Source organism: Pseudomonadota bacterium (genome assembly GCA_039193195.1).
Taxonomy (GTDB): domain Bacteria; phylum Pseudomonadota; class Gammaproteobacteria; order Steroidobacterales; family JBCBZW01; genus JBCBZW01.
The window spans coordinates 70,426-89,591 of record JBCCWS010000023.1; the positions used below are offsets into that span (position 1 = coordinate 70,426).

General features: G+C 62.9%; 14 protein-coding genes. 8 read left to right on the forward strand and 6 right to left on the reverse strand.

The window, feature by feature from the left end:
• The first annotated feature begins 7 nt into the window (after positions 1-7).
• Entirely contained in the window at positions 8-187 is a 180-nt protein-coding gene (locus tag AAGA68_17155; protein MEM9386791.1) for a hypothetical protein, read from the forward strand.
• Positions 188-193: 6 nt separating this feature from the next.
• Entirely contained in the window at positions 194-628 is a 435-nt protein-coding gene (locus AAGA68_17160; GenBank protein ID MEM9386792.1) for a helix-turn-helix domain-containing protein, read from the forward strand.
• Positions 629-677: 49 nt separating this feature from the next.
• Here the strand turns inward: AAGA68_17160 and xylA are convergent, their stop codons facing one another.
• From xylA to AAGA68_17175, 3 genes are all read right to left on the reverse strand, one after another.
• A complete protein-coding gene (gene xylA, locus AAGA68_17165) occupies positions 678-2,027 on the reverse strand; it encodes a xylose isomerase (protein MEM9386793.1) in 1,350 nt (449 codons plus the stop codon).
• Between the two features lie 24 nt (positions 2,028-2,051).
• The gene (gene xylB, locus AAGA68_17170) at positions 2,052-3,536 is read right to left on the reverse strand and encodes a xylulokinase (GenBank protein MEM9386794.1); all 1,485 of its coding nucleotides are present in this window, start codon (positions 3,534-3,536) and stop codon (positions 2,052-2,054) included.
• Positions 3,537-3,646: 110 nt separating this feature from the next.
• Positions 3,647-4,621 (reverse strand): aldose epimerase family protein, encoded by a 975-nt coding sequence (locus AAGA68_17175; protein MEM9386795.1) that lies wholly within the window; start codon positions 4,619-4,621, stop codon positions 3,647-3,649.
• A 159-nt stretch (positions 4,622-4,780) separates the two neighbouring features.
• Between AAGA68_17175 and AAGA68_17180 the strand changes: the two genes are divergently transcribed.
• Positions 4,781-5,809 (forward strand): LacI family DNA-binding transcriptional regulator, encoded by a 1,029-nt coding sequence (locus tag AAGA68_17180; GenBank protein MEM9386796.1) that lies wholly within the window; start codon positions 4,781-4,783, stop codon positions 5,807-5,809.
• A gap of 1 nt (position 5,810) precedes the next feature.
• Here AAGA68_17180 and AAGA68_17185 read toward each other — a convergent pair whose 3' ends face one another.
• A complete protein-coding gene (locus AAGA68_17185; GenBank protein ID MEM9386797.1) occupies positions 5,811-7,415 on the reverse strand; it encodes a glycoside hydrolase family 43 protein in 1,605 nt (534 codons plus the stop codon).
• A 96-nt stretch (positions 7,416-7,511) separates the two neighbouring features.
• Between AAGA68_17185 and AAGA68_17190 the strand changes: the two genes are divergently transcribed.
• From AAGA68_17190 to AAGA68_17200, 3 genes are read left to right on the forward strand one after another with little or no spacing between them, the layout of a single operon-like run.
• On the forward strand, positions 7,512-8,702 hold the full coding sequence (locus AAGA68_17190) for a glycosyl hydrolase (protein MEM9386798.1): 1,191 nt from the start codon (positions 7,512-7,514) through the stop codon (positions 8,700-8,702).
• Positions 8,699-10,276 carry an MFS transporter gene (locus AAGA68_17195; protein MEM9386799.1) on the forward strand — a complete coding sequence of 526 codons (1,578 nt, stop codon included), beginning with the start codon at positions 8,699-8,701 and terminating at the stop codon, positions 10,274-10,276. The genes AAGA68_17190 and AAGA68_17195 overlap by 4 nt, the downstream gene beginning before the upstream one ends.
• Positions 10,269-11,225: a Gfo/Idh/MocA family oxidoreductase gene (locus AAGA68_17200; GenBank protein MEM9386800.1), complete on the forward strand. Its 957-nt coding sequence runs from the start codon at positions 10,269-10,271 to the stop codon at positions 11,223-11,225. Before AAGA68_17195 ends, AAGA68_17200 begins: the two co-directional genes overlap by 8 nt.
• On the opposite strand, the gene AAGA68_17205 is transcribed toward AAGA68_17200, so the two are convergent.
• Both AAGA68_17205 and AAGA68_17210 read right to left on the reverse strand, forming a co-directional pair.
• Complete coding sequence (locus AAGA68_17205; protein MEM9386801.1) at positions 11,222-11,932, reverse strand: phytanoyl-CoA dioxygenase family protein; 711 nt, start codon at positions 11,930-11,932, stop codon at positions 11,222-11,224. The two genes, AAGA68_17200 and AAGA68_17205, sit on opposite strands and share 4 nt — an antisense overlap.
• A 24-nt stretch (positions 11,933-11,956) precedes the next feature.
• Positions 11,957-14,809: a TonB-dependent receptor gene (locus AAGA68_17210; protein ID MEM9386802.1), complete on the reverse strand. Its 2,853-nt coding sequence runs from the start codon at positions 14,807-14,809 to the stop codon at positions 11,957-11,959.
• A 334-nt stretch (positions 14,810-15,143) separates the two neighbouring features.
• On the opposite strand from AAGA68_17210, the gene tal reads away from it, so the two are divergent.
• Entirely contained in the window at positions 15,144-16,094 is a 951-nt protein-coding gene (tal, locus tag AAGA68_17215) for a transaldolase (protein ID MEM9386803.1), read from the forward strand.
• A 345-nt stretch (positions 16,095-16,439) separates the two neighbouring features.
• Entirely contained in the window at positions 16,440-18,443 is a 2,004-nt protein-coding gene (locus AAGA68_17220; GenBank protein ID MEM9386804.1) for a hypothetical protein, read from the forward strand.
• The last annotated feature ends 723 nt before the right edge of the window (positions 18,444-19,166 follow it).

Genomic DNA, 19,166 nt, shown 5'->3' on the forward strand with positions numbered 1-19,166 from the left:
CCGCGCATTGACGCTCTACGATCAGCGCTTTGAAGGCCCCTACTTTCTAGGCGACTCCGTCACCGCCCTTGACGTCTTCCTGCATTGGTCCCTGCGCTTCTTTGCGCCGGAGGTATTGGAGCAGTTCGCGCGCATCGCGAGGTATCGTAGACACATGGACCAGCAGCTGGACTGGTCGACCTACTGAGGCCCGATGACCGAACGGACCAAAGCACCGCGCTCGCGCTGCCCGATTGACCACGCGATCGAGATCCTCGGTGATAAGTGGACGCTGCTGGTGGTGCGCGACATGGTCTTCAACCACAAGCGCAGCTTCTCGCAGTTCAAGGCGATGCCCGAGGGCATCGCCACCAACATCCTAACTGAGCGTCTAGCCAGGCTGCAGCGGGCAGGTGTCATCGTGCGCCTAGCCGATCCGCAGGACGGTCGACGGACGAAGTATGAGCTCACCGAACACGGGGAGCGCATGGTGCCGCTGCTGCTGGAGTTGATGGTGTGGAGTGGACGTCATACGCGGGAGGTAGACGCGCCGATGGCCCTCGTGCGCAGAAATGAGAGAGACCGCGAGGGGGCAGCGCAGGAGATCTTGGCGCGCCTGCGCGCCGCGGCGAAGACGGCCGATCGGTGAGCTGAGCGCATCCTCCCTAGATCGCCGACGCAGCCCCGCCGGGCGCGCCTCAGGAAGCGCCGCGCGCGATGTGATCGTTGATCAGGTTCTCGAACAGCTCCTGCTTACCGCTGACCTGCTGCGGCTCACCCCGCGCGACGGCAATCTCGCGTAGCTCATTGAACCCGAGCTCGCCTGCCTCAAAGCGCTGACCGTCGCCCGAATCGAAGCTCTCGTAGCGCCCGTCGCGCAGCTGCGCCGAGCGCGGATCGTCGAGAATCCGATCGGCAATCACGAGGCCACGCGCGAACGCGTCCATGCCGCCGATGTGCGCATGGAACAGATCTTCCCGGTCCGTCGATTCCCGACGTACCTTGGCATCGAAGTTGAGGCCACCGCGGCCGAGGCCTCCCGCCTCGAGCACGACCATCATCGCGTGCACGCAATCGTAGATGTCCCCGGGGAACTGATCCGTATCCCAGCCGTTCTGGGGATCCCCCCGGTTAGCGTCGATGGAACCCAGCAGATCCGCATCCGCACTCATGCGCAGATCATGGGCGAAGGTGTGCCCGGCCAGCGTGGCGTGGTTGGCTTCGATGTTGAGTTTGAAGTCTCCGGCCAAGCCGTGATGGCGAAGGAAGCCGATCACCGTTTGCGCATCGAAGTCGTACTGGTGCTTCATCGGCTCCATGGGCTTGGGCTCAATCAGGAAGGTGCCCTCGAAGCCGTTCGCGCGGGCGTATTCCCTCGCCTTGTGCAGGAACATCGCAAAATGCGCCAGCTCGCGCTTGGTGTCCGTATTCTGCAGGTAGGCATACCCTTCGCGCCCGCCCCAGAAGACGTAGTTCTCCCCACCTAGGGCGATCGTGGCGTCGATCGCCGCCTTCACCTGAGCGGCGACGTAGGTCACCACCTCGAAGTTCGGATTGGTCGCAGCGCCATTCATGTAACGCGGGTTAGAGAAGGCGTTGGCCGTTCCCCAGAGCAGACGCATTCCGGTCTCCTGTTGGCGCTCCTTGGCCAGCTCGACCACGTACTGAAGGTTGCGCTCAGACTCGACGACGCTTGCCCCCTCCCACGCGAGGTCGAAGTCGTGGAAGCACCAATAGGGCACGTTCAACTTGCTGAAGAACTCGAAGGCCGCGTTCAGACGCTCCGTGGCCGAGGCGCGGGGATCGCCGTCGATGCGCCAGGGGTAGGCACGCGTGCCAGGGCCGAAGGGGTCGCCGCCGTTGCCACAAAAGGAGTGCCAGTAGCACACCGCAAAGCGCAGGTGCTCCTCCATCGATTTGCCGCGCACGACCCGCTCGGGATCGTAGGCTTTGAAGGCTAACGGATTGTCCGAGTCTGGGCCCTCGAAGGTGATTTGCCCGACGCCAGGAAAGTAGCTCGTGTCACCGGTAAAGACGGTTCGACTCATAGGATCACCTCTAGCTCGCAATGCTCACCCGTAGAGCTCCGCGACCTTCTGCGCAGCATATTGATATTCGCGATAGGTGTCGTTGTAGAGGTTGACCGCCGAGGCGTTCGGCTCCTTGCGCGCCTCGTCGTCCCACTGCAGGTGGGGGGCGATCAGCTCCTTCATAGGCCTCTCGGGACCCTCGAGCATGGCGAGTGCCTGCAGCGCTGCGCCGAAGGCGGCGCCTTCGCTATGGTTGACCATGGTCACGGGTGCAGCGCAGATGTCGGCCACCATCTGACGCCAAGCGGGGCTGTTTGCGCCACCGCCCGTCAGCACGATCTGCTCGGCCGCTACGCCCTGGTCCGCGAGCTCCTCCAAGCCAAAGCGTAGGGCGAAGGTCGCGCCCTCCACGGCCGAGCGCACGAGGTTCTCCGGGCGGCAATTGCGTGCGTCCAAGCCCGCCACGCAGCCCTTGGCGTTGGGCAGGTTCGGCGTGCGCTCGCCGTTGAAGTACGGCACGGTGACCACGCCGTCGGCGCCCGGGGTCGAGCTCTCCAGAAGATCATCGAGGTCTCGGGGGTCGCTACCGATGAGCTCTCCCATGAGCTTGGTGCTCACGGTGCAGTTCATCGTGCACAGCAGGGGCATCCAGCCACCGGTGGACGAGCAAAAGGCCGCGATGTTGCCTTTCGGGTCCACTACGGGACTTGCTGAGTACGCGAACACGGTGCCCGAGGTGCCGAGGCTCATGGTGACCACGCCCGCCTCCACGTTGCCCGTGCCGATGGCACTCATCATGTTGTCACCACCGCCGATCGAGACGGGCACGCCAGCGGGAAGGCCCAACTCCTTAGCCACCGAGGGCAGCAGCTGACCGATCGGCACGTTAGCGACCCCGACCTCCGGCAGGCACTCGCTGAGATCCCGTTCAGGATCCATGGCGCTGAGCATCTTGCTTGACCAACTGCGCGTGTGCACGTCGAGAAATCCCGTGCCGGAGGCATCGCCCGCCTCCATACAACGCTCGCCGGTCAGGTAGAAGTTGAGGTAATCGTGAGGCAGCAGAATGCTGCTCATCTTGGCGTAGAGACCTGGGTGCTGGTCGCGAAACCAGCGCACCTTCGAGGCCGTGTAGCCGGGCAAGATAGCGTTACCGAGCTCCTCGATGCACGCCTGCCGGCCGCCGAAGGCCTCCATGACGAGGTCGCACTCAGCGCCCGTAGAGGTGTCGCACCACAGCTTCACCGGGGCTTGCACCTCGCCACCTCCATCGAGAGGCACAAAACCGTGTTGCTGCCCAGACACGCCGATCGCCGCGACGCCTTCGCGGGTGCTCTTACCGATTTGCCGCAAGGCGTGGGTGAGCGCGTTGGTCCACCAGTGGGCCTGCTGCTCCGCCAAGCCCGCGTCGGTCTGGTAAAGATCCAGGGGCGCCGACGCCACCGCGATGATCTCACGGGCGTCCACGTCGTAGCAGAGGGCCTTGACGCTCTGGGTGCCTAGATCGATCCCGAGGACTGTGCTCATCTGAATTGGCCGAAAAAGAAAACGTTTACATTCTAGAGCCAGACTGCTCGCCTGCACAAGGCACAAACGGTTCCAAGCGGGTTCCCACACCCCTCGACGGCGGGGCTCGCCTAGTCCAGGCCCGCCGAGAACTCAAACACGCTCGTGTGCTCGTAGGGCTCCCCAGCCGCTAGACGCGGTGATGGAAACTGCGGCTGATTCGGCGCATCAGGGAAGCCCTGGGCCTCCAGACACACTCCCTGCCGCGGGGCGAAGGGCCCAGCGAGTCCATCGCCAGTGTAGAGCTGGACACCCGCCTGCGTCGTGTTCATGCGCATCCGCAGGCCCGTGGTCGGCGCGTAAAGCTCGGCGGCGGGCCGTAACACCCCCGTCTGCCCGTTCACCGCGAAGTTGTGGTCGAAACGGGCCGGTCCATCCTCGTGACACAGGGCTCGCAACTCGCGCAAATCAAACGCGGAGCCAGCCACCGCGCGCAGCTCCCCCGTTGGGATTTTCGCATCGTTGGTGGGTGTGTAATGGCTGGCATGAATGCGTATTTGATGGCTATCTACCGCCCCGTCCCTGGGCGCTAAATTGAAGTACGTATGGTTCGTGAGGCTTAGCACCGTGTCCTGATCAGACACCGCATGAAAGCGAATCGCTAACGTCATCGGATCGACCAGCGTGTAGATCACCGTTGCAACGACGTTACCGGGAAACCCACCTTCGCCATCGGGGGAGCGATAGCGGCATAGGATGGACCGGCGATCAGGACCGTAGGCCAAGCGCCAAATTTGCCGATGAAAGCCGTCATCTCCGCCGTGCAAGCTGTTGCCCGTGGACGGCTCGTTGGCCTGCAAGGCGATGCGACGACCCGCAAAGGCGAACCGTGCCCGGTGGATCCGATTGGCATAGCGGCCTACGGTCGCCCCCAGGTAGAAAGGGCTTTGCCGATAGTCGCCGGGCCGCTCAAATCCCAGCGCCACCGGCAGCCGGCCCTGTGCAGAGGGCATACTAAGGGATTGTACGGTGGCGCCAAGATTCAGCACCCGTAGGTGCAGGCCCCGCGCAGACGCGAGCCCTAAGGAAGAGAGAGAATGCTGCACCGCGTTCAACAGGCCTAGGTCCCTCTTTACATGAGCGTTGAGAAAACGTTTACATTATTGGGTGTCTCACGGTTCCGCAACGCCGCAATTCGCGCGGTGAAACGCAGGCGTCAAGTCCGCCAATGAACCGAGTTAATTCGCCGCGAGAGTTATCTTCCCATGGCCGCAGACGTATCGATCAAAGAAGTGGCGCGCCTCGCAGGCGTGTCCATCGCCACGGTCTCACGGTGTATCAACACCCCCGAGAAGGTGACCGACAAGACCCGGATCAAGGTCCAGGACGCGATCGTGCGTACGGGCTACTCGCCGAACACCTTGGCCCAGAACTTTCGCCGTGGCCGCACCAACATCGTGATGGTGGTGCTGCCCTCCGTGGGCGACCCCTTCTTCGCGGGGGTCATGCGCGGCATTCGAGCGGCGGCGACGGCGAAGGGCTACGGCGTCATCATCGAAGAGACTCAGCTCAACACGATGACCGCGGACGAGCTTGGCAAGATGGTGGTGTCGAACCAGACGGACGGCATCGTGCTGCTCGCCAGCATGTCACCGTTTGGCACCAAGGTGCTGTCGAGCAAGAGCAAGCAGCGCCTACCGATCGTGATCGGCTGCGAGACCGTGTCTCCCGAGTTGGCCGAGTTTCCAAGCGTGCAGATCGACAACGTGGCTGCCGCGAAGGAAGCCACTAACTACCTTATCTCCTTAGGCCATCGCGACATCGCCATGATCTGCGGCGAGGAGTCCTCCCTGCTCACGAAGGATCGTGAGTACGGCTACCGCGGCGCGATGAAGCACGCCGAGCTGGAAATCGCCGAGGGCTGGGTGGTGGACGGTGGCCTTAGCATCGCGGGGGCCCGTCGCGCCACTCGCAATCTGCTCAACCACAGCCGCCTGCCGACGGCGATCTTCTGCGCCAACGACGAGATGGCGATGGGCTGCCTGCACGAAGTGAAGGCCGCTGGCCTTCGCGTGCCGCACGACATCTCGATCATCGGCTTCGACGATATCCGCTACGCGGAAGTCACCGACCCCCCACTCACCACGATCAACCAGCCTGCAGAGGAGATCGGTGAGCGGGTGATGTACCGCTTGTGCCGCCGCATTGAAGACAGCGCGCGCGTCAACCGCGCTGCAGAAATCGTGCCGCACAAGCTGATCATCCGTCAGTCCACCGGCTCCCCCAGGCGCTAACCTAGTCTCGTCCGCGGTAGGCGAAGCTCTCGAAGTCTGCGTAGGCGCCCGCGCCGCAGAGGTCGTTGCAGGTCATGCCGACGAACGCACCGGTGAACTGCTCAGCACCGTCCATGCCCGCTTCGTCCGACAGCACGCTGTAATCCAGAGTCACGGGCAGGCGGCGCCATTGCTCGCCATCTTCGGACCAATCGAAGTTCAGGTGCTCGTAGCGCACGCTCGCCCGCAGCCAGATGGGCGCATCCGGAGGCAGATCGACACGCAGCGCTGCCACCGGGTAAGTCACCGCCAGCGTGCGATTTGCCTCACAGCTCATGATGCTCAGGTGCTTCACAGCATCCTCGTCGCACGAGACATACAGGTAGTAGAACTTGGAGGAATTGTAGTAGCAGATGAGCCCCGCCATCTGTTGGAAGTTCTCCGGCTCGAACCGCATGCACGTGCTCGCCTCGTAGACGAAGTGCATTTGTCGCCGCGCGATCAAGGCCTGGGAGAACAGGCTCCCGGGGGACTCTTTGCCGTAGAGCCGCAGTCGCCCAGGGGCTGCCTCCAAACTCATGAACTCGCTCGGGTCGGGCGTGCGCAACCATTGGAACTGACTCGGAAGCTGCCTGCCACGGAAATCCTCATAGTGCTCGTCCGCGGTAGGCTCGAACGGCCGTGCGCTGAGCTCGACCGCAACACTTGGCAGATGCCCGCCGCCGGCGAGGCGCATCCATCCATCCGGTGTCCTGCGCACGCGCTGTATCGCCGTCTCCCGCCCCAAGGGGCAGCGTCGGGTGCCCGGCAGCGGACGCCCACACAGATGCACGAGGTAGAGCTCACCGTCCTCGGTCTCCACGAGGTCGCCATGGCCGGCCCGCTGCAGGGGCCACTCGGGAGCGTCCGCCGCGGTGAGCAGGGGCCCCGAAGGGTCCGCCTCATACTCGCCGTCAATCGCTTTCGCACGCGCCATGGTCACCGCATGACCGTAGCCCGTGCCGCCCTCCGCAGTGATTAGGTAGTAGTAATCACCGAAGCGGTACAGGTGGGGCCCCTCCGTGCAGTCGAGGGCTGTACCGCGGAAAATATGCCTACGTTCACCCGTCAGCTGCCTCGCCTCTACACAGAACTCCTGCAGCACGATGCCGTAGAAGTAGCTGCGTCCCCCTCGGTGATCCCAAACCATGTTCGTCAGCCACTTCTTGCCGTCCTGATCGTGGAACAGGGAAGGATCGAAGCCACTGGAGTTGAGGTAGATCGGGTCGGACCAGACGCCATCCACCTCCTCGCAGGTGGTGAGGTAGTTGTGCGTGTCCTTAAAGTTTCCGTCGAAGCGCTTCACCGCCGTGTAGCACAACCAGAAGCGCCCATCGGCGTAGCTCAAACACGGCGCCCAGACGCCGCATGAGTCCGGTACACCGCGTAGGTCGAGCAGCGCTGCCCGGTCGAGCGGTCTCGCCACCAGTCGCCAGCGCGCCAGATCATGGGAGTGGTAGATCAGCACGCCCGGGTACCACTCGAAGGTGGATACCGCGACGTAGAAATCCGACCCCACCCGGCAGATCGACGGATCGGGATTGAATCCGCGCAGGATCGGATTGCTAACGCCGTTGCGCACCGCCACAGGCCTCTCTCCTCTCACGTTGCCGCGTCTTTTGTAAACGTTTACAGTCTGCGCTATTGAAACAAGACCACCGTGCGCCGTGCAAGCGACAAGCCGATGAACGATCGAACCCTGACCATCACTACCGTCTTCCCCTGTTTGTTGCTGGTGACGCTCGCCATCGAAGGTTGCGGCGAAGTGGCTGAGGTCTCCCTCGCGCCCCCCTCCCGCGAGGAGGCCTCGGCTGCTCCGCCCACTTCTCACCTGCTGATCATTGGACAGGACCTAGATGCGATTAGAGGCTACATGGCCAGCGATTGCTGCCCCACGCCGGACGGCTTGACCGCCTATCTCGACCTCTACAACCTGCTGGCACCAGGCAACTTCGGCGGCCTCGGCATCGATGGCGAGGGACAGCCCGTAGCCTTCGAACACACCTGGGGGGCCGGCGCAGTCAGCGCCTACACCACGGCCACCACCTTCGGCGTTGACGACATCGCGATCGGCCTGTCCATTACCGAGAACGACCACCCGGGTGAGCTCCAGCGCCTGGTGCAAGGTGCCCACGATGACAAGATCCAGCAGCTGGCCCATTTCGCCAGCACGGTGTCTGGGGAAGTCTATCTGCGCATAGGCTACGAGTTCGACGGCGCGTGGAACCAGGGCTACGAGAACCCGCAGCGCTTCATCGCCGCCTACCGACGCATCGTCGATGTGCTGCGTGGGGAAGGCGCAGACAACATCCAGTACGTGCTCCAGGCCAGCGCAGCTGGCGTCGACGAAATCATCGACGGCGGGCACGAGGACATCAGCCGCTGGTACCCGGGGGATGACTACGTCGACTGGCTAGGTCTATCCTGGTTCATGCGCCCCGATGAGCGTTCCATCGCCTCCACAGGCAGCTTCGTTCCGCTAGCCCCGGGCGAGTTGGCGGACGAGGTGTTAGCGCTCGCCCGGGCCCATGGCAAGCCTGTGATGATTGCCGAAGCGTCCCCGCAGGCCTTCGACCTGAACGAAGGCTTTACGGCCCATCACAGTCCCATTTGGGACGGTGAAGCTGGCACGGAGCGAGTCGCGGTGAGCGATACGGAAATCTGGGACTACTGGTTTGCGCCCCTGTTCGCCTACCTGGGCGAACATCGCGACGTCATCCGCGCCCTCGCCTACATCAACGTCGATTGGGATTCACAGCCGATGTGGGGAGCCCCCTACGCGAGCGGTTTCTGGGGCGACACGCGCCTTGAAACCAACGATGAGCTGGCCGCACGCTTCACCCGTGCGGTAGCGGCTTGGAAGGAAGGTGGATGAGTCGTACGGACCGCACCGCGATCGGCTACGCGGTCATCATCGCCCTCGGCGGATTCCTATTCGGATTTGATGCGGCCGTCATCTCCGGCGTGGTCGGCTTTGTCACCACCCAGTTCGAGCTCAACGCCTGGTGGGTTGGCGCGATCGTGAGTGCACCGAGCTTTGCGGCGATGATCGCAGCGCTCACGGTCGGGCCCATCGCCGACTACGTGGGCCGCAAGCCCGTCATGTTGGCCCTCGCCCTGCTCTACACCGTGTCCGCCATCGCCTCCGCCTTTGCTCCCGACGCCCTCACGCTGGTCGTCGCGCGCTTCGTTGGCGGCCTCGCCTTCGGCACCTTGATGCTGGCGCCGATCTACATCGCCGAGCTCGCCCCCGCCCGTCTTCGGGGGCGCATGGTGTCGATCAACCAGCTGAACATCGTCATCGGCTTCTCCGCCGCCTACTTCGCCAACTTCTTCATCCTCGGTGCGAGCCAATCGGGAGCCCCATGGGCGCAGGCGCTCGACCTCGACCAGAACGTGTGGCGTTACATGTTGGGGCTCGAGATGCTGCCGGCGGCCAGCTACTTCTTCCTGATGCTGCTCGCACCGGAGAGCCCACGCTACCTGGTGCTGCAAGGTCGCAGGGATGAGGCCGAGCGCATCCTGGCGCGCATCGCGCCCATCGCCATGGTCCCGGAGCTCCTTAGCAGCATCTGCTCCAGCGCCCAGGAGGCCACCCGTGGGCTGGCGGCGAAGCTGCGCGCCTTGCTCCACCCCGACCTGCGCCTCGTGTTGATCGTGGGGTTGATCGCTGGCATCGCCCAGCAGAGCAGCGGCATCAACGTGGTGTTCTTCTACGCGCCCACGATCTTCGAACAGAGCGGCGTGGGAACCAACGCAGCCTTCGCTCAAGCCACCTACGTGGGCACGATCAACGTGGCCTTCACCGTCCTCGCGATGATGTTGATCGATCGCGTCGGACGTCGGCCGCTGATGCTGGCCGGACTCGCGGGCGTCGCCATCACGATGATGATCTCCGCCTACGGCTTTTTCACTGCCTACTACGAGCTGCCCGTGGGCGCCCTGAGTGACTTGGTGAGCGCGGACGATCTCTCCTCGCTGATCGCCCTCGAGGGCGTACGCTTCGAGAGCGATACGCAGTTCAAAAACGCGGTGGCCGAACTCATCGGCCGCAGCGCCCTTGACGCCAACGAAGCCGCCCTGCTGCAAAGCGCCGGTGTGATCAAAGCACGACTGGTGCTATTCGGGATCTTGGGCTTCGTCGCCTCCTTCGCCTTCTCCCTCGGACCGGTGATGTGGGTGCTGTTCTCCGAGATCTTCCCCAATCACATCCGAGGCGTTTGCATGGCACTGATGGGGGTGGTCAACAGTGCCGTCTCCTCCGCCGTTCAGCTTATCTTCCCGTGGGAGCTCGCCACGCTTGGCAGCGCTGGCACCTTCCTGCTGTTTGGGCTGACGGCGATCGTATTTTTGGTGCTACTCACCTGGCTCATGCCCGAAACGAAGGGCAAGTCGCTCGAGACTCTCGAGCGGGAATTGGCGGGTAGCGCAAGGCCAGCGCATGCGTGAAGTGCGGTGGGGCATTGTGGGCGCTGGGCGCATCGCCCACACCTTCGCCCGAGACATGGTGGCGACCAAAGCAGGTCGCGTGCAGGCGGTGGCCGCTCGTGACGGCGCCGCCGCTGCGAGCTTCGCGGCGCAGTACGCGATTCCCGCGGCCCATGGGGGCTACCAAGCGCTCTACAGCGATCCGCAGGTGGATGCAATCTACATCGCCACGCCGCACAACTTCCATCTCACCCACGCGGGCGAGGCGATGCTCGCCGGAAAGGCCGTGCTGTGCGAGAAGCCAATCACTGAGAGCGCAGAGCGCGCCCAGCAGCTGATCCATCTCGCCCACGAGAGCGGTACCTATCTCATGGAAGCGATGTGGACCTGGTTTCTGCCGCCGATACGGCGCGCGAAGGATTGGGTGGCGACGGGACGCATCGGACGCGTACTGCGCATCCAAGCAGACTTCGGCTATCCCCTCGCCTACGACCCCGCCAAGCGGGAGTACAACGCCGAGCTAGCGGGCGGGTGCTTGCTTGAGATGGGCGTCTACCCTGTCGCGTTCACCGCACTGCTTCGCGATGATGACCCTCGAGAGTTCACCGTGGTGGCCCGCCGCGCGCCCAACGGGGTCGAAGACGACCTCGTGGCAACGCTCAGCTTCGGTGACTGCATCGCCTCGCTTGGCACCTCGTTTAGGGCCAAGCTGCGGAACTGGGCCTACATCATCGGTGAGGAGGGTTACATCGCCATACCCGACTTCTGGCGGGCCGACGAATGCCAGCTGTGGCACCTGGACGAGATGGTGGACCGCTTCGTGGACCAGCGCACCACGGAAGGCTTCCACTACCAGATCGATTCGGTCAACGAGGATCTGCAGGCGGGCCGCCGTGAATCCACCATCGTGCCCTTGGCCGCGAGCCTGCGCGTACAGCGCATGATGGACACGATTCGCGCCCTATCCTAAGAGATCCGCTCTTCCACCACCTCCTCGGTGGAAAATCGGTAGCGCATGTTGCGGTAGACACAGACATCGGTGATGTCCTGCGGCGTGCCCTTGGGCGCTGCGCGGAAATTGGTGGAGGAACGGCTATGGCCATGCACTACGGGCAGCACACGATGCCAGCTATGACCGTGGAGCAGCAGTAGGCTGCCCTTGCGCGGACGCAGGACGACCTGGCCCTCGAATGCCGCCATCGGATCCCCGGCCTCGAGCAGCCCTCGCCGATGGGAACCGGGCACCACCACCGGCTGCCCGCCCATCTCATCGACGATGTCGCGGGTGTACACCAGTCGGTTGAGGTTATAGCGCTCGGGATTGCTGGGATCACAATCCTGATGCCATGCCTGCCCGCTGCTGCCCGCCCGCGAGAACATCACCATGCAGTACTGCGACTCCCACTGCTCACCAAGCACAAGGGAGCTCAACTCGTGCAGGCGCCCATCGCGCTCGATGTCGTCGAAGTCCGTCACGCCCTCGCGCTGCGGGAACCAAGGAATCACCTCGGTCTTCGCCTTCGTGATGAACTGGCCGTCGTGGAGAAACTCAGGACGATCGCCGAAGTGCTCCGCGATAGAGCACTCCAAGCGATCCATCGTCGCTGGGTCGAACATATCTTCGATCACGACGTAGCCGTCGCGCTCGAAGGTGCGTTTCAGCGCAGCGAACTCCATATCGGCCCTCGTCACACCCAAGGCCTAAAAGGTACCTCGAATGCCCAGGGTGAAGCGGGCCTTCTGCTGATTGCGAAGGAGGAACTGCTCGTCGAAACGACCTCGCTGCACCTGATCCTCTCCGTTTAAGTTCAGCCCTTGCGCCACTACACGCAGCCGCTCGGTGAGCTGGTAGGAGGCGCTTAGATCGATCTGCAGGTACTCATCGAAGAACACCGGCTCGTTGGTGGCGCGCAGCTGATTCTCTGCGAACAGGAACTCATCGCGCCAGTTGGCCGCCGCCCGAATCGAGAAGCGGTCGTTCTCGTAAAAGCCGACCAAGTTAGCCGAATCGCTAAGCCCGATCAGGATGGCTTGCTGCTCGAAGTTCGAGCGGTCGTACTCCGCATCGCTCGACACCAGGGTGTAGTTTAGCTGCATGCCGAAGCCCGATGCGCCAAAGAGGTGCTGAAGGGAGAGCTCGAGGCCGTTCACCGATCGTTCCTGTGCGTTCAGGGGCCGGGTGATAGCAAACACCGCTTCGGGGTCGCCCGGCTCACTGGTCACTGCCACATTCGGGATGACCGTTGGATCGAAGCGGCCCTGGGGGTCCAACAGCGGGTTGCCGTCGGCGTCGAGGATGACATCGTTCACCACCTCGCTAGAGATGTAGTCGCTCACGTTCTTGTAGAAGTACGTGATCGCCGCGTAGCTACCGGGGCTGTAGTACCACTCGAGTGAGAGGTCGATGTTGTCCGCCAAGTACGGGTTGAGATCGGGGTTACCGCCGCTCGCCGTGCTAGTGCCTGGGCGGTAGTCACTCACCGTGGTCAGTGGGCGCAAGGCGTTCAGGTCCGGCCGCGCGATCGACTTACCGTAGGACAGGCGAGCGATCAAATCCTCACGGGGTCGCAGCTGGAAGTCGAAGGCCGGTAGGAACACCTCGTAGCCGCCATCCACCTCGAAGAACTCCGGCTCCGCATCGGGATCGAAATTGACCATGCCCTCGGTGGAGGTGGTGATGGTGAGGGACTGGGGGAAGGTCTGGAAGGCCGACCCGGTCACGTCCGTGTCTTCATAGCGGAAGCCAGCGGAGATCCGTGCGTCCATGTTGCCGATCTGGAAGTCGTGGTCCAGGTTGAAGTACAGGGCCAAGGACTGCTCGGAAGCACCGAAGAAGGTGGGCGGATTGGCCGCCACGATGTCGTCGATCTGAATCGGGAAGGTGGCTGCGACCAGGTCGTTGACCGGGAACTGGTTCACCACGTTGAAGCCGCTCGGCGCCGCGATGATGTCGCGTGAGAGCACGTCCGCACAGCCGTTGCACGCATCGAGGTTTTGGAAGACGAAGCCACTGGAGACGGCGTTGGTCGAGACCTGGTAGTCCGTGTAGGAAGCCCCCACCGTGAGCGTCACCTCATCCAGTTCCCAGTCCAAGGCCAACTGGAACTGATCGATTTCGTTGTCGATACCGATGTTACGAATGACCGACCCTAGGGGGGAGAAGCCATCCACGTCCTGGAACTCATCGACGCCCGGGCGCGGATCGCCACCGCCGAACTGGTCGACGCCGCGGAAGGCCCCTGAATCATCCACGATGATGGCCACGCCGCCGGGAGTGTAGGTCAAGTCGAAGTCGATTCCCAAGGGTCCCTGCAGGAGCTGCGTGTTGTCGTTGATTTGCCCTCCCGGCTGGCTCACGGCCTGGGAGGTATGCGCGTCGAAACGCATGTTGAGCGAATCGCTCAGCTGCCAATCGATGTTGAGTCCGAAGGAGTCGTTCTCGATGGCAAGCGTGTTCTCGTAGACGATGGCGTCTGCGGCCGTGTTCGTGCGCGTGGCACTAAGCACGCTGTTGTTCGCCGAGAGCACAGTGTTGAACACACCTGGGGCCACCACACCGAACAGCCCGGTCTGGAAGCGGTCCTGCTCACGATCGAAGCGTGACAGCACGTAGTCGAGGGTGATCAACACGTCATCGCTAGGCGCGAACTGGGCGACGAACTGGGCGTTGGTACGCTCTCGCGTGTTGTGTTGAATCTCAGATATCTGCGTTACCGGGCGGTAGACGAAGGGCGCATCTGCGCAAGCAGAGCTCTCGTCTGCGCACCAGAATTCGTAGGGCCCGTCGTTGTCATCCACAGACCCCTTCGGCTCATCCCGCAGCCAGCCATCGGTATGCGTAGACAGCTCACTCGAGTCGCGCTTGGAGTAGGAGAAGTTGGCGAGGATACCGAAGCGGTCACCGCCGAAGGTGGTGGAAAACAGCCCGCCAACCTCCGGGGTGACATCGTCCCCCACCTCAACGGAAGAGTCGTGGGCGGCAGCAGCGCTGAAGAAGAAGGTCGTCTTCTCGTAGTCGAAGGGGCGCGCCGTACGGATGTCCACCGTCGCCCCGATTCCACCGGAAGGCACGTCGGGACGTGCCGTCTTGTAGACATTGACGCCAGTCACCGACTCGGAGGCGATCTCAGCGAAGTTGAAGGCCCTGCTCTGGGTGGCTGAAGCGATGCTCTCTTGCTCCGGCGAGGAAGTCACGGGCATCTGACGACCGTTCAAGGTGACCATGTTGAAGTTCGGACCGAGGCCGCGAACCGAAATCTGATTCCCCTCATTTTGGCGGCGATCGATCGAGACACCTGGCACGCGCTGCAGCGACTCGGCGAGGTTGGTATCCGGGAACTTACCCAGATCCTCCGCGGTGATCGAATCGACCACGCCGTTCTCGTTGCGCTTGATGTCGGCAGCACTCGTCAGCGAGCTACGAATGCCGACCGTCACCACTTCTTCAACCGCTCCGCCTCCCTCTTGCGCGAGGGCCGTTTTGCCGACGCTCAGCGCAATCGCCAGCGCGGTCGCCCGCACCAGCACATGGTTCATCACGTGTTTGTTGGTCATGTAGGAAGGTCCCCCAACCCTCAGGTCGTGTCACTTGGTCGAACGGGTGTTGTTGGGGCGAGTATCCTTGTAAACGTTTTCAATATCAAGCGCCGCTGCACGATTGTCGAGCAGTGCTGCCCTTCCCCGGCACACCTTGCATCGCAGCACCCGGTGCACACTAAGATAACGCTATCACTGCGGAAATTGGACCGATTCTTCAGACTGCCGGCGCCCCTCGCTTACTCGCTCGCGAAGAATCTGCAGGCCAGCTACAGCTGTAAACGTTTACAGATTCTAGCGACTAATGGCAGCATGCGCGGTCGTCGACGGCAGGACCGGGAACCTCTTTGCTATGCACCAGCTAGACCAACTCCGCGAGATGACGTGCGTCGTGGCCGACACGGGGGACCTCGAGGCCATCGAGCAGCACAGCCCCGTAGACGCCACCACCAACCCGACGCTGCTGCTAAAGGCAGCTCAGTTGCCCCGCTACGATGAGATCATCGCGTCATCGGCGCGCACTTGTGACGGGATGCAAGACCTGTGCGACCGGGTAGCGGTGGCCATCGGCACGCAGATCCTGCAGGTGATACCCGGGCGCGTTTCGACGGAAGTGGACGCGCGTCTGTCCTTCGACATTGAGGGCATGATCGAGAAGTCACGACGCCTTATGGCTCTGTACGCCGACGCTGGGGTCGTCCGGGAGCGCGTCCTGATCAAGCTGGCTGCCACCTGGGAAGGCATTCAAGCCGCCGCTACGCTCCAACGTGAAGACATTGACTGCAACCTCACACTTCTATTTAGCGATGTGCAGGCGGTCGCCGCTGGCCAGGCTAAGGCCTACCTGATCTCGCCCTTCGTCGGCAGAATCCTCGACTGGTATCAGGGACGCGACCCTCAAGCCCCCTCCCTACCCATTGAGGCGGACCCCGGTGTGCGCTCCGTGCGCAACATCTACCAGCTGTACAAAGCCAAGGGCATTGAGACCATCGTGATGGGCGCAAGCTTTCGCAACATTGATCAGGTACGCGCGCTGGCCGGCTGCGATCGGCTAACGATCGCCCCAAAGCTACTCACGGCACTGGCCGCTGAGCAACACCCCCTTCCCCGGCGCCTCCATCCTGGCGCTGCTGAGGCGCCGATGAGCACCTGCGAATGCAAGGACGAAGCGGACTTTCGCTTCCAGCTAAACAGCAACGCGATGGCCACGGAGAAGCTCGCCGAGGGTATTCGTGGCTTCGTGGCCGACCAAATCGCCCTGGAACAGACGCTGGCCGAACGCTTCGCACTCCCCGTGGCCTAACCTCTCCCCCCGACCGAGAAGGCGAGGAGCTAGGCGACAGAGCGATCGGGAACGCGCGGCCCCGGCCGGTTCCTGTCGTTTGACAGCGTCACCGCAAGTTGCGCATCGCCCCGAATAGGGTTGGTTTCTAATGAAACCGACCGCGGGACGGGTGCGACAAAACACCACACATGAACCAAGAATCCTCGTCCGTTGACGCAACGAGGCAAGCTTCTTGCCGCGTCAGTGGCAATCCCCCATGAGCTGCGGTAGGACTACTCTCGCGCAAGCGATCTAGGGGGATCGGGCGCGCCAATATCGACCGCGATGTTTCCAAAACACACACCCACTGAGAAGGACCTCAAGGTGAAAACAACACACGCACTCAGCCTGCTCAGCGCCCTTGCGCTGCTGCCGGCACTTACATTCGCCCAGAATGTCGACGCTACCCGCGGCGCCGACCGAAGCGTCGACTACGCCGCCCTCAAGCGACTCGGCGGCTGGGACGATCGAAACTACCAGCTCACCCGCCGGGACCTTGCCGTACTGGCCAAGAATGAGGCGGAACTCAACGTCTCCATCCCCGCCTTCTATCGCGTACAGCTGCGCAAGCAGTACCCGGACTTACCTCGCACGGGACGCATTCAATACCCACACTCGGTGCTGCCGCGCTTCCTCGTCGAGCACAGCGGGTTCCTCGTGAACGGGAATTTCTATCGCCATGTGGAGCGTGAGGCAAACGGTCATTGGACCGTGTTGACCCATCGCGACCCGGTCGCCGAACTCGGCGAGAACGACATCGTTGTGTCCCTGGAGGGCGAGTCACGCGTCACCAACCCGAACGGCGGTGCCGAGTCCTCCATCGAGGTCAGCCCAATCAACCCGGACGTGCTAGTCGCAGGCTCCAACGGTCCAGGCTCGGGCCAGCGCATGCACTACTCCTTCGATGGCGGCGTCACCTGGAACGAGTCGGCGCCCCTGCCCTTGGGCGGCACCTGCTGCGACCCCACGATCGGTTGGTCCAGCGATGGGCAATTCGTCTACACCGCGACCCTCGGGGCGCAGAACTTCTTCTACCGCTCTTCGGACAACGGTCAAACCTGGGATGATCTGGCCACCGAAAACGGCGATCCCCGCCGCGAGATCAGCGCCGGAGGCTTCGTCGACAAGGAGTTCCTCCATGTCGATCGCTCGCCCACCTCGCCGTTCCAGGACAACATCTACCTCACCTGGCACGAGTCCAACATCATGCGCTTTGCGCGTTCCACGGACTTCGGCAACACCTTCGAGCCCGTGATCACCTTCAGCGGTGCCAACGCCAACCGCGGCATTGGCTCGGACATCAGCACCGACCGCGCGGGGCGTCTGTACTACGTTTGGCCGGGTTTCAACTCGCGCACGATTCGCCTAGCCGTGTCAGAGAACGGCGGCGAGTCCTTCTTGCCCACGTCCGTGATCGCCGACACGCAGGGCAGCTTCGACTTCCCGATCCCCTCAATGTCGAACCGCCGCGTGTTCATCTATAACTCCGTAGACGTAGACACGACCAACGGCCCCTTTGCCGCCAGCCTGTACGTCTCCTGGACCGACTCGAACGCACCGACCGGCGGTAACCCGGCCAACAACCACGCTCGCATTCAGGTGGCCCACTCGCGTGACGGTGGCGACAGCTGGGATGTGGTCACTCCTCACCCCACGGCCGACATCCTCGACGTCGATCGCTGGCACCAGTGGCTCACGGTCGGCCCCGACGGCACCGTGCACCTGATCTACTACAACACCATCGACGACCCTAGCCGCACCAGCGTCAACGTCTACTGGACGTTCTCCACGGACGGCGGCGTCACCTGGAGCGACGAACAGCGCATCACGTCGGAGACATCACCTAAGATAAACGATGGGTTTGAATTCGGTGACTACAATGGCCTTGCGGTGACCATGGACAACATCATCGCCATCTTCACGGACAACCGCAGCGAGACCGGCGGCGGCGGCAACTCCGTGGACATCTACGTAGCAGGCACCGCCGTCGACGGCGGGGGCGGCGGCGTGGACTACACGCTTGCGCAAACCGATCCTGGTGTCGCCGGCCAGGAAAATGCCTGGACCACGAGCAACGGCACGCCGAGCGGCTTCAACCTGATCTACTTCGGCCGCGCCGCCGGCACGACGCCGATCAGCGTTGGGCAGTGCACAGTTGATGTAGCACTCAACAACGCTCGACCGATCGCCTTCGCCGCGGCGGACGGCACCGGCACGGCCACCGCTACCCGCAACATCGGGGCCGGCGCCAACGGCGTAACCCTCAACTTCCAGGCACTCGATCTGCGTTCCTGCGAACTGAGCAACGTTACCAGTACGACCTTCTGACCGGGGGAAGTCCAAGCAACGCAGCGCCGGCTAACCACCGGCGCTGCTGCGCTAGGGTCGACAGATGACTTACGTCTCCCGTTCCATCATCAGGCCGCCGCACCTGGCAACGGAAGCCGCGTTGCGCAACTTAGTTCTCAGCGCAGTTCGAAGGGAACGTCTTACGAGAACAACTGCGATAAAACGCCCCACATGGCCCTTTCATAGGACGCCTCGCAGGGCCCTATCGCGCGAACCCCTACCATCGGTGGTATTCCCGGAATTGCTCGTGTAAGACTCCACGCCCGAAGGACCTGAGACCTCGGTCACTGACAGCGATAACAACGATTACATATGGCGCCGACACACTCCGTCGCGGCGTCCGCACAGTACGCATCATCACCGGTGCTACTGCTCGGCCACGTCCCCTACCACGATCGCGAGCCACCTCGCTCGGCTCGATGGGTGGGAATGGGACTGGGGGTAGGCGTGGCGGATCCCCCGCGGATCCGCCACGTGTTGCCCGCTCGCACTCGTTCGATAACACACACCACTGAGAAGGTACTCAAGGTGAAAACGAAACACGCTCTTAGCCTGCTTGGCGCCCTCGCGCTCCTGCCGGCCCTCTCCTTTGCTCAAAGCATCGACGCCACCCGCGGCGCCGACCGCGCCGTCGACTACCCCGCCCTGAAGCGACTCGGCGGCTGGGACGATCGCAACTACCAACTCACCAAGCGCGACCTC

Excerpts from the sequence above, each read along its gene's own strand:
- AAGA68_17160 (MEM9386792.1), top strand. The coding sequence starts at position 194 with ATGACCGAACGGACCAAAGCACCGCGCTCGCGCTGCCCGATTGACCAC.
- xylA (MEM9386793.1), bottom strand. The coding sequence starts at position 2,027 with ATGAGTCGAACCGTCTTTACCGGTGACACGAGCTACTTTCCTGGCGTC.
- xylB (MEM9386794.1), bottom strand. The coding sequence starts at position 3,536 with ATGAGCACAGTCCTCGGGATCGATCTAGGCACCCAGAGCGTCAAGGCC.
- AAGA68_17180 (MEM9386796.1), top strand. The coding sequence starts at position 4,781 with ATGGCCGCAGACGTATCGATCAAAGAAGTGGCGCGCCTCGCAGGCGTG.
- AAGA68_17190 (MEM9386798.1), top strand. The coding sequence starts at position 7,512 with ATGAACGATCGAACCCTGACCATCACTACCGTCTTCCCCTGTTTGTTG.
- AAGA68_17195 (MEM9386799.1), top strand. The coding sequence starts at position 8,699 with ATGAGTCGTACGGACCGCACCGCGATCGGCTACGCGGTCATCATCGCC.
- AAGA68_17200 (MEM9386800.1), top strand. The coding sequence starts at position 10,269 with ATGCGTGAAGTGCGGTGGGGCATTGTGGGCGCTGGGCGCATCGCCCAC.
- AAGA68_17205 (MEM9386801.1), bottom strand. The coding sequence starts at position 11,932 with ATGGAGTTCGCTGCGCTGAAACGCACCTTCGAGCGCGACGGCTACGTC.
- AAGA68_17210 (MEM9386802.1), bottom strand. The coding sequence starts at position 14,809 with ATGACCAACAAACACGTGATGAACCATGTGCTGGTGCGGGCGACCGCG.
- tal (MEM9386803.1), top strand. The coding sequence starts at position 15,144 with ATGCACCAGCTAGACCAACTCCGCGAGATGACGTGCGTCGTGGCCGAC.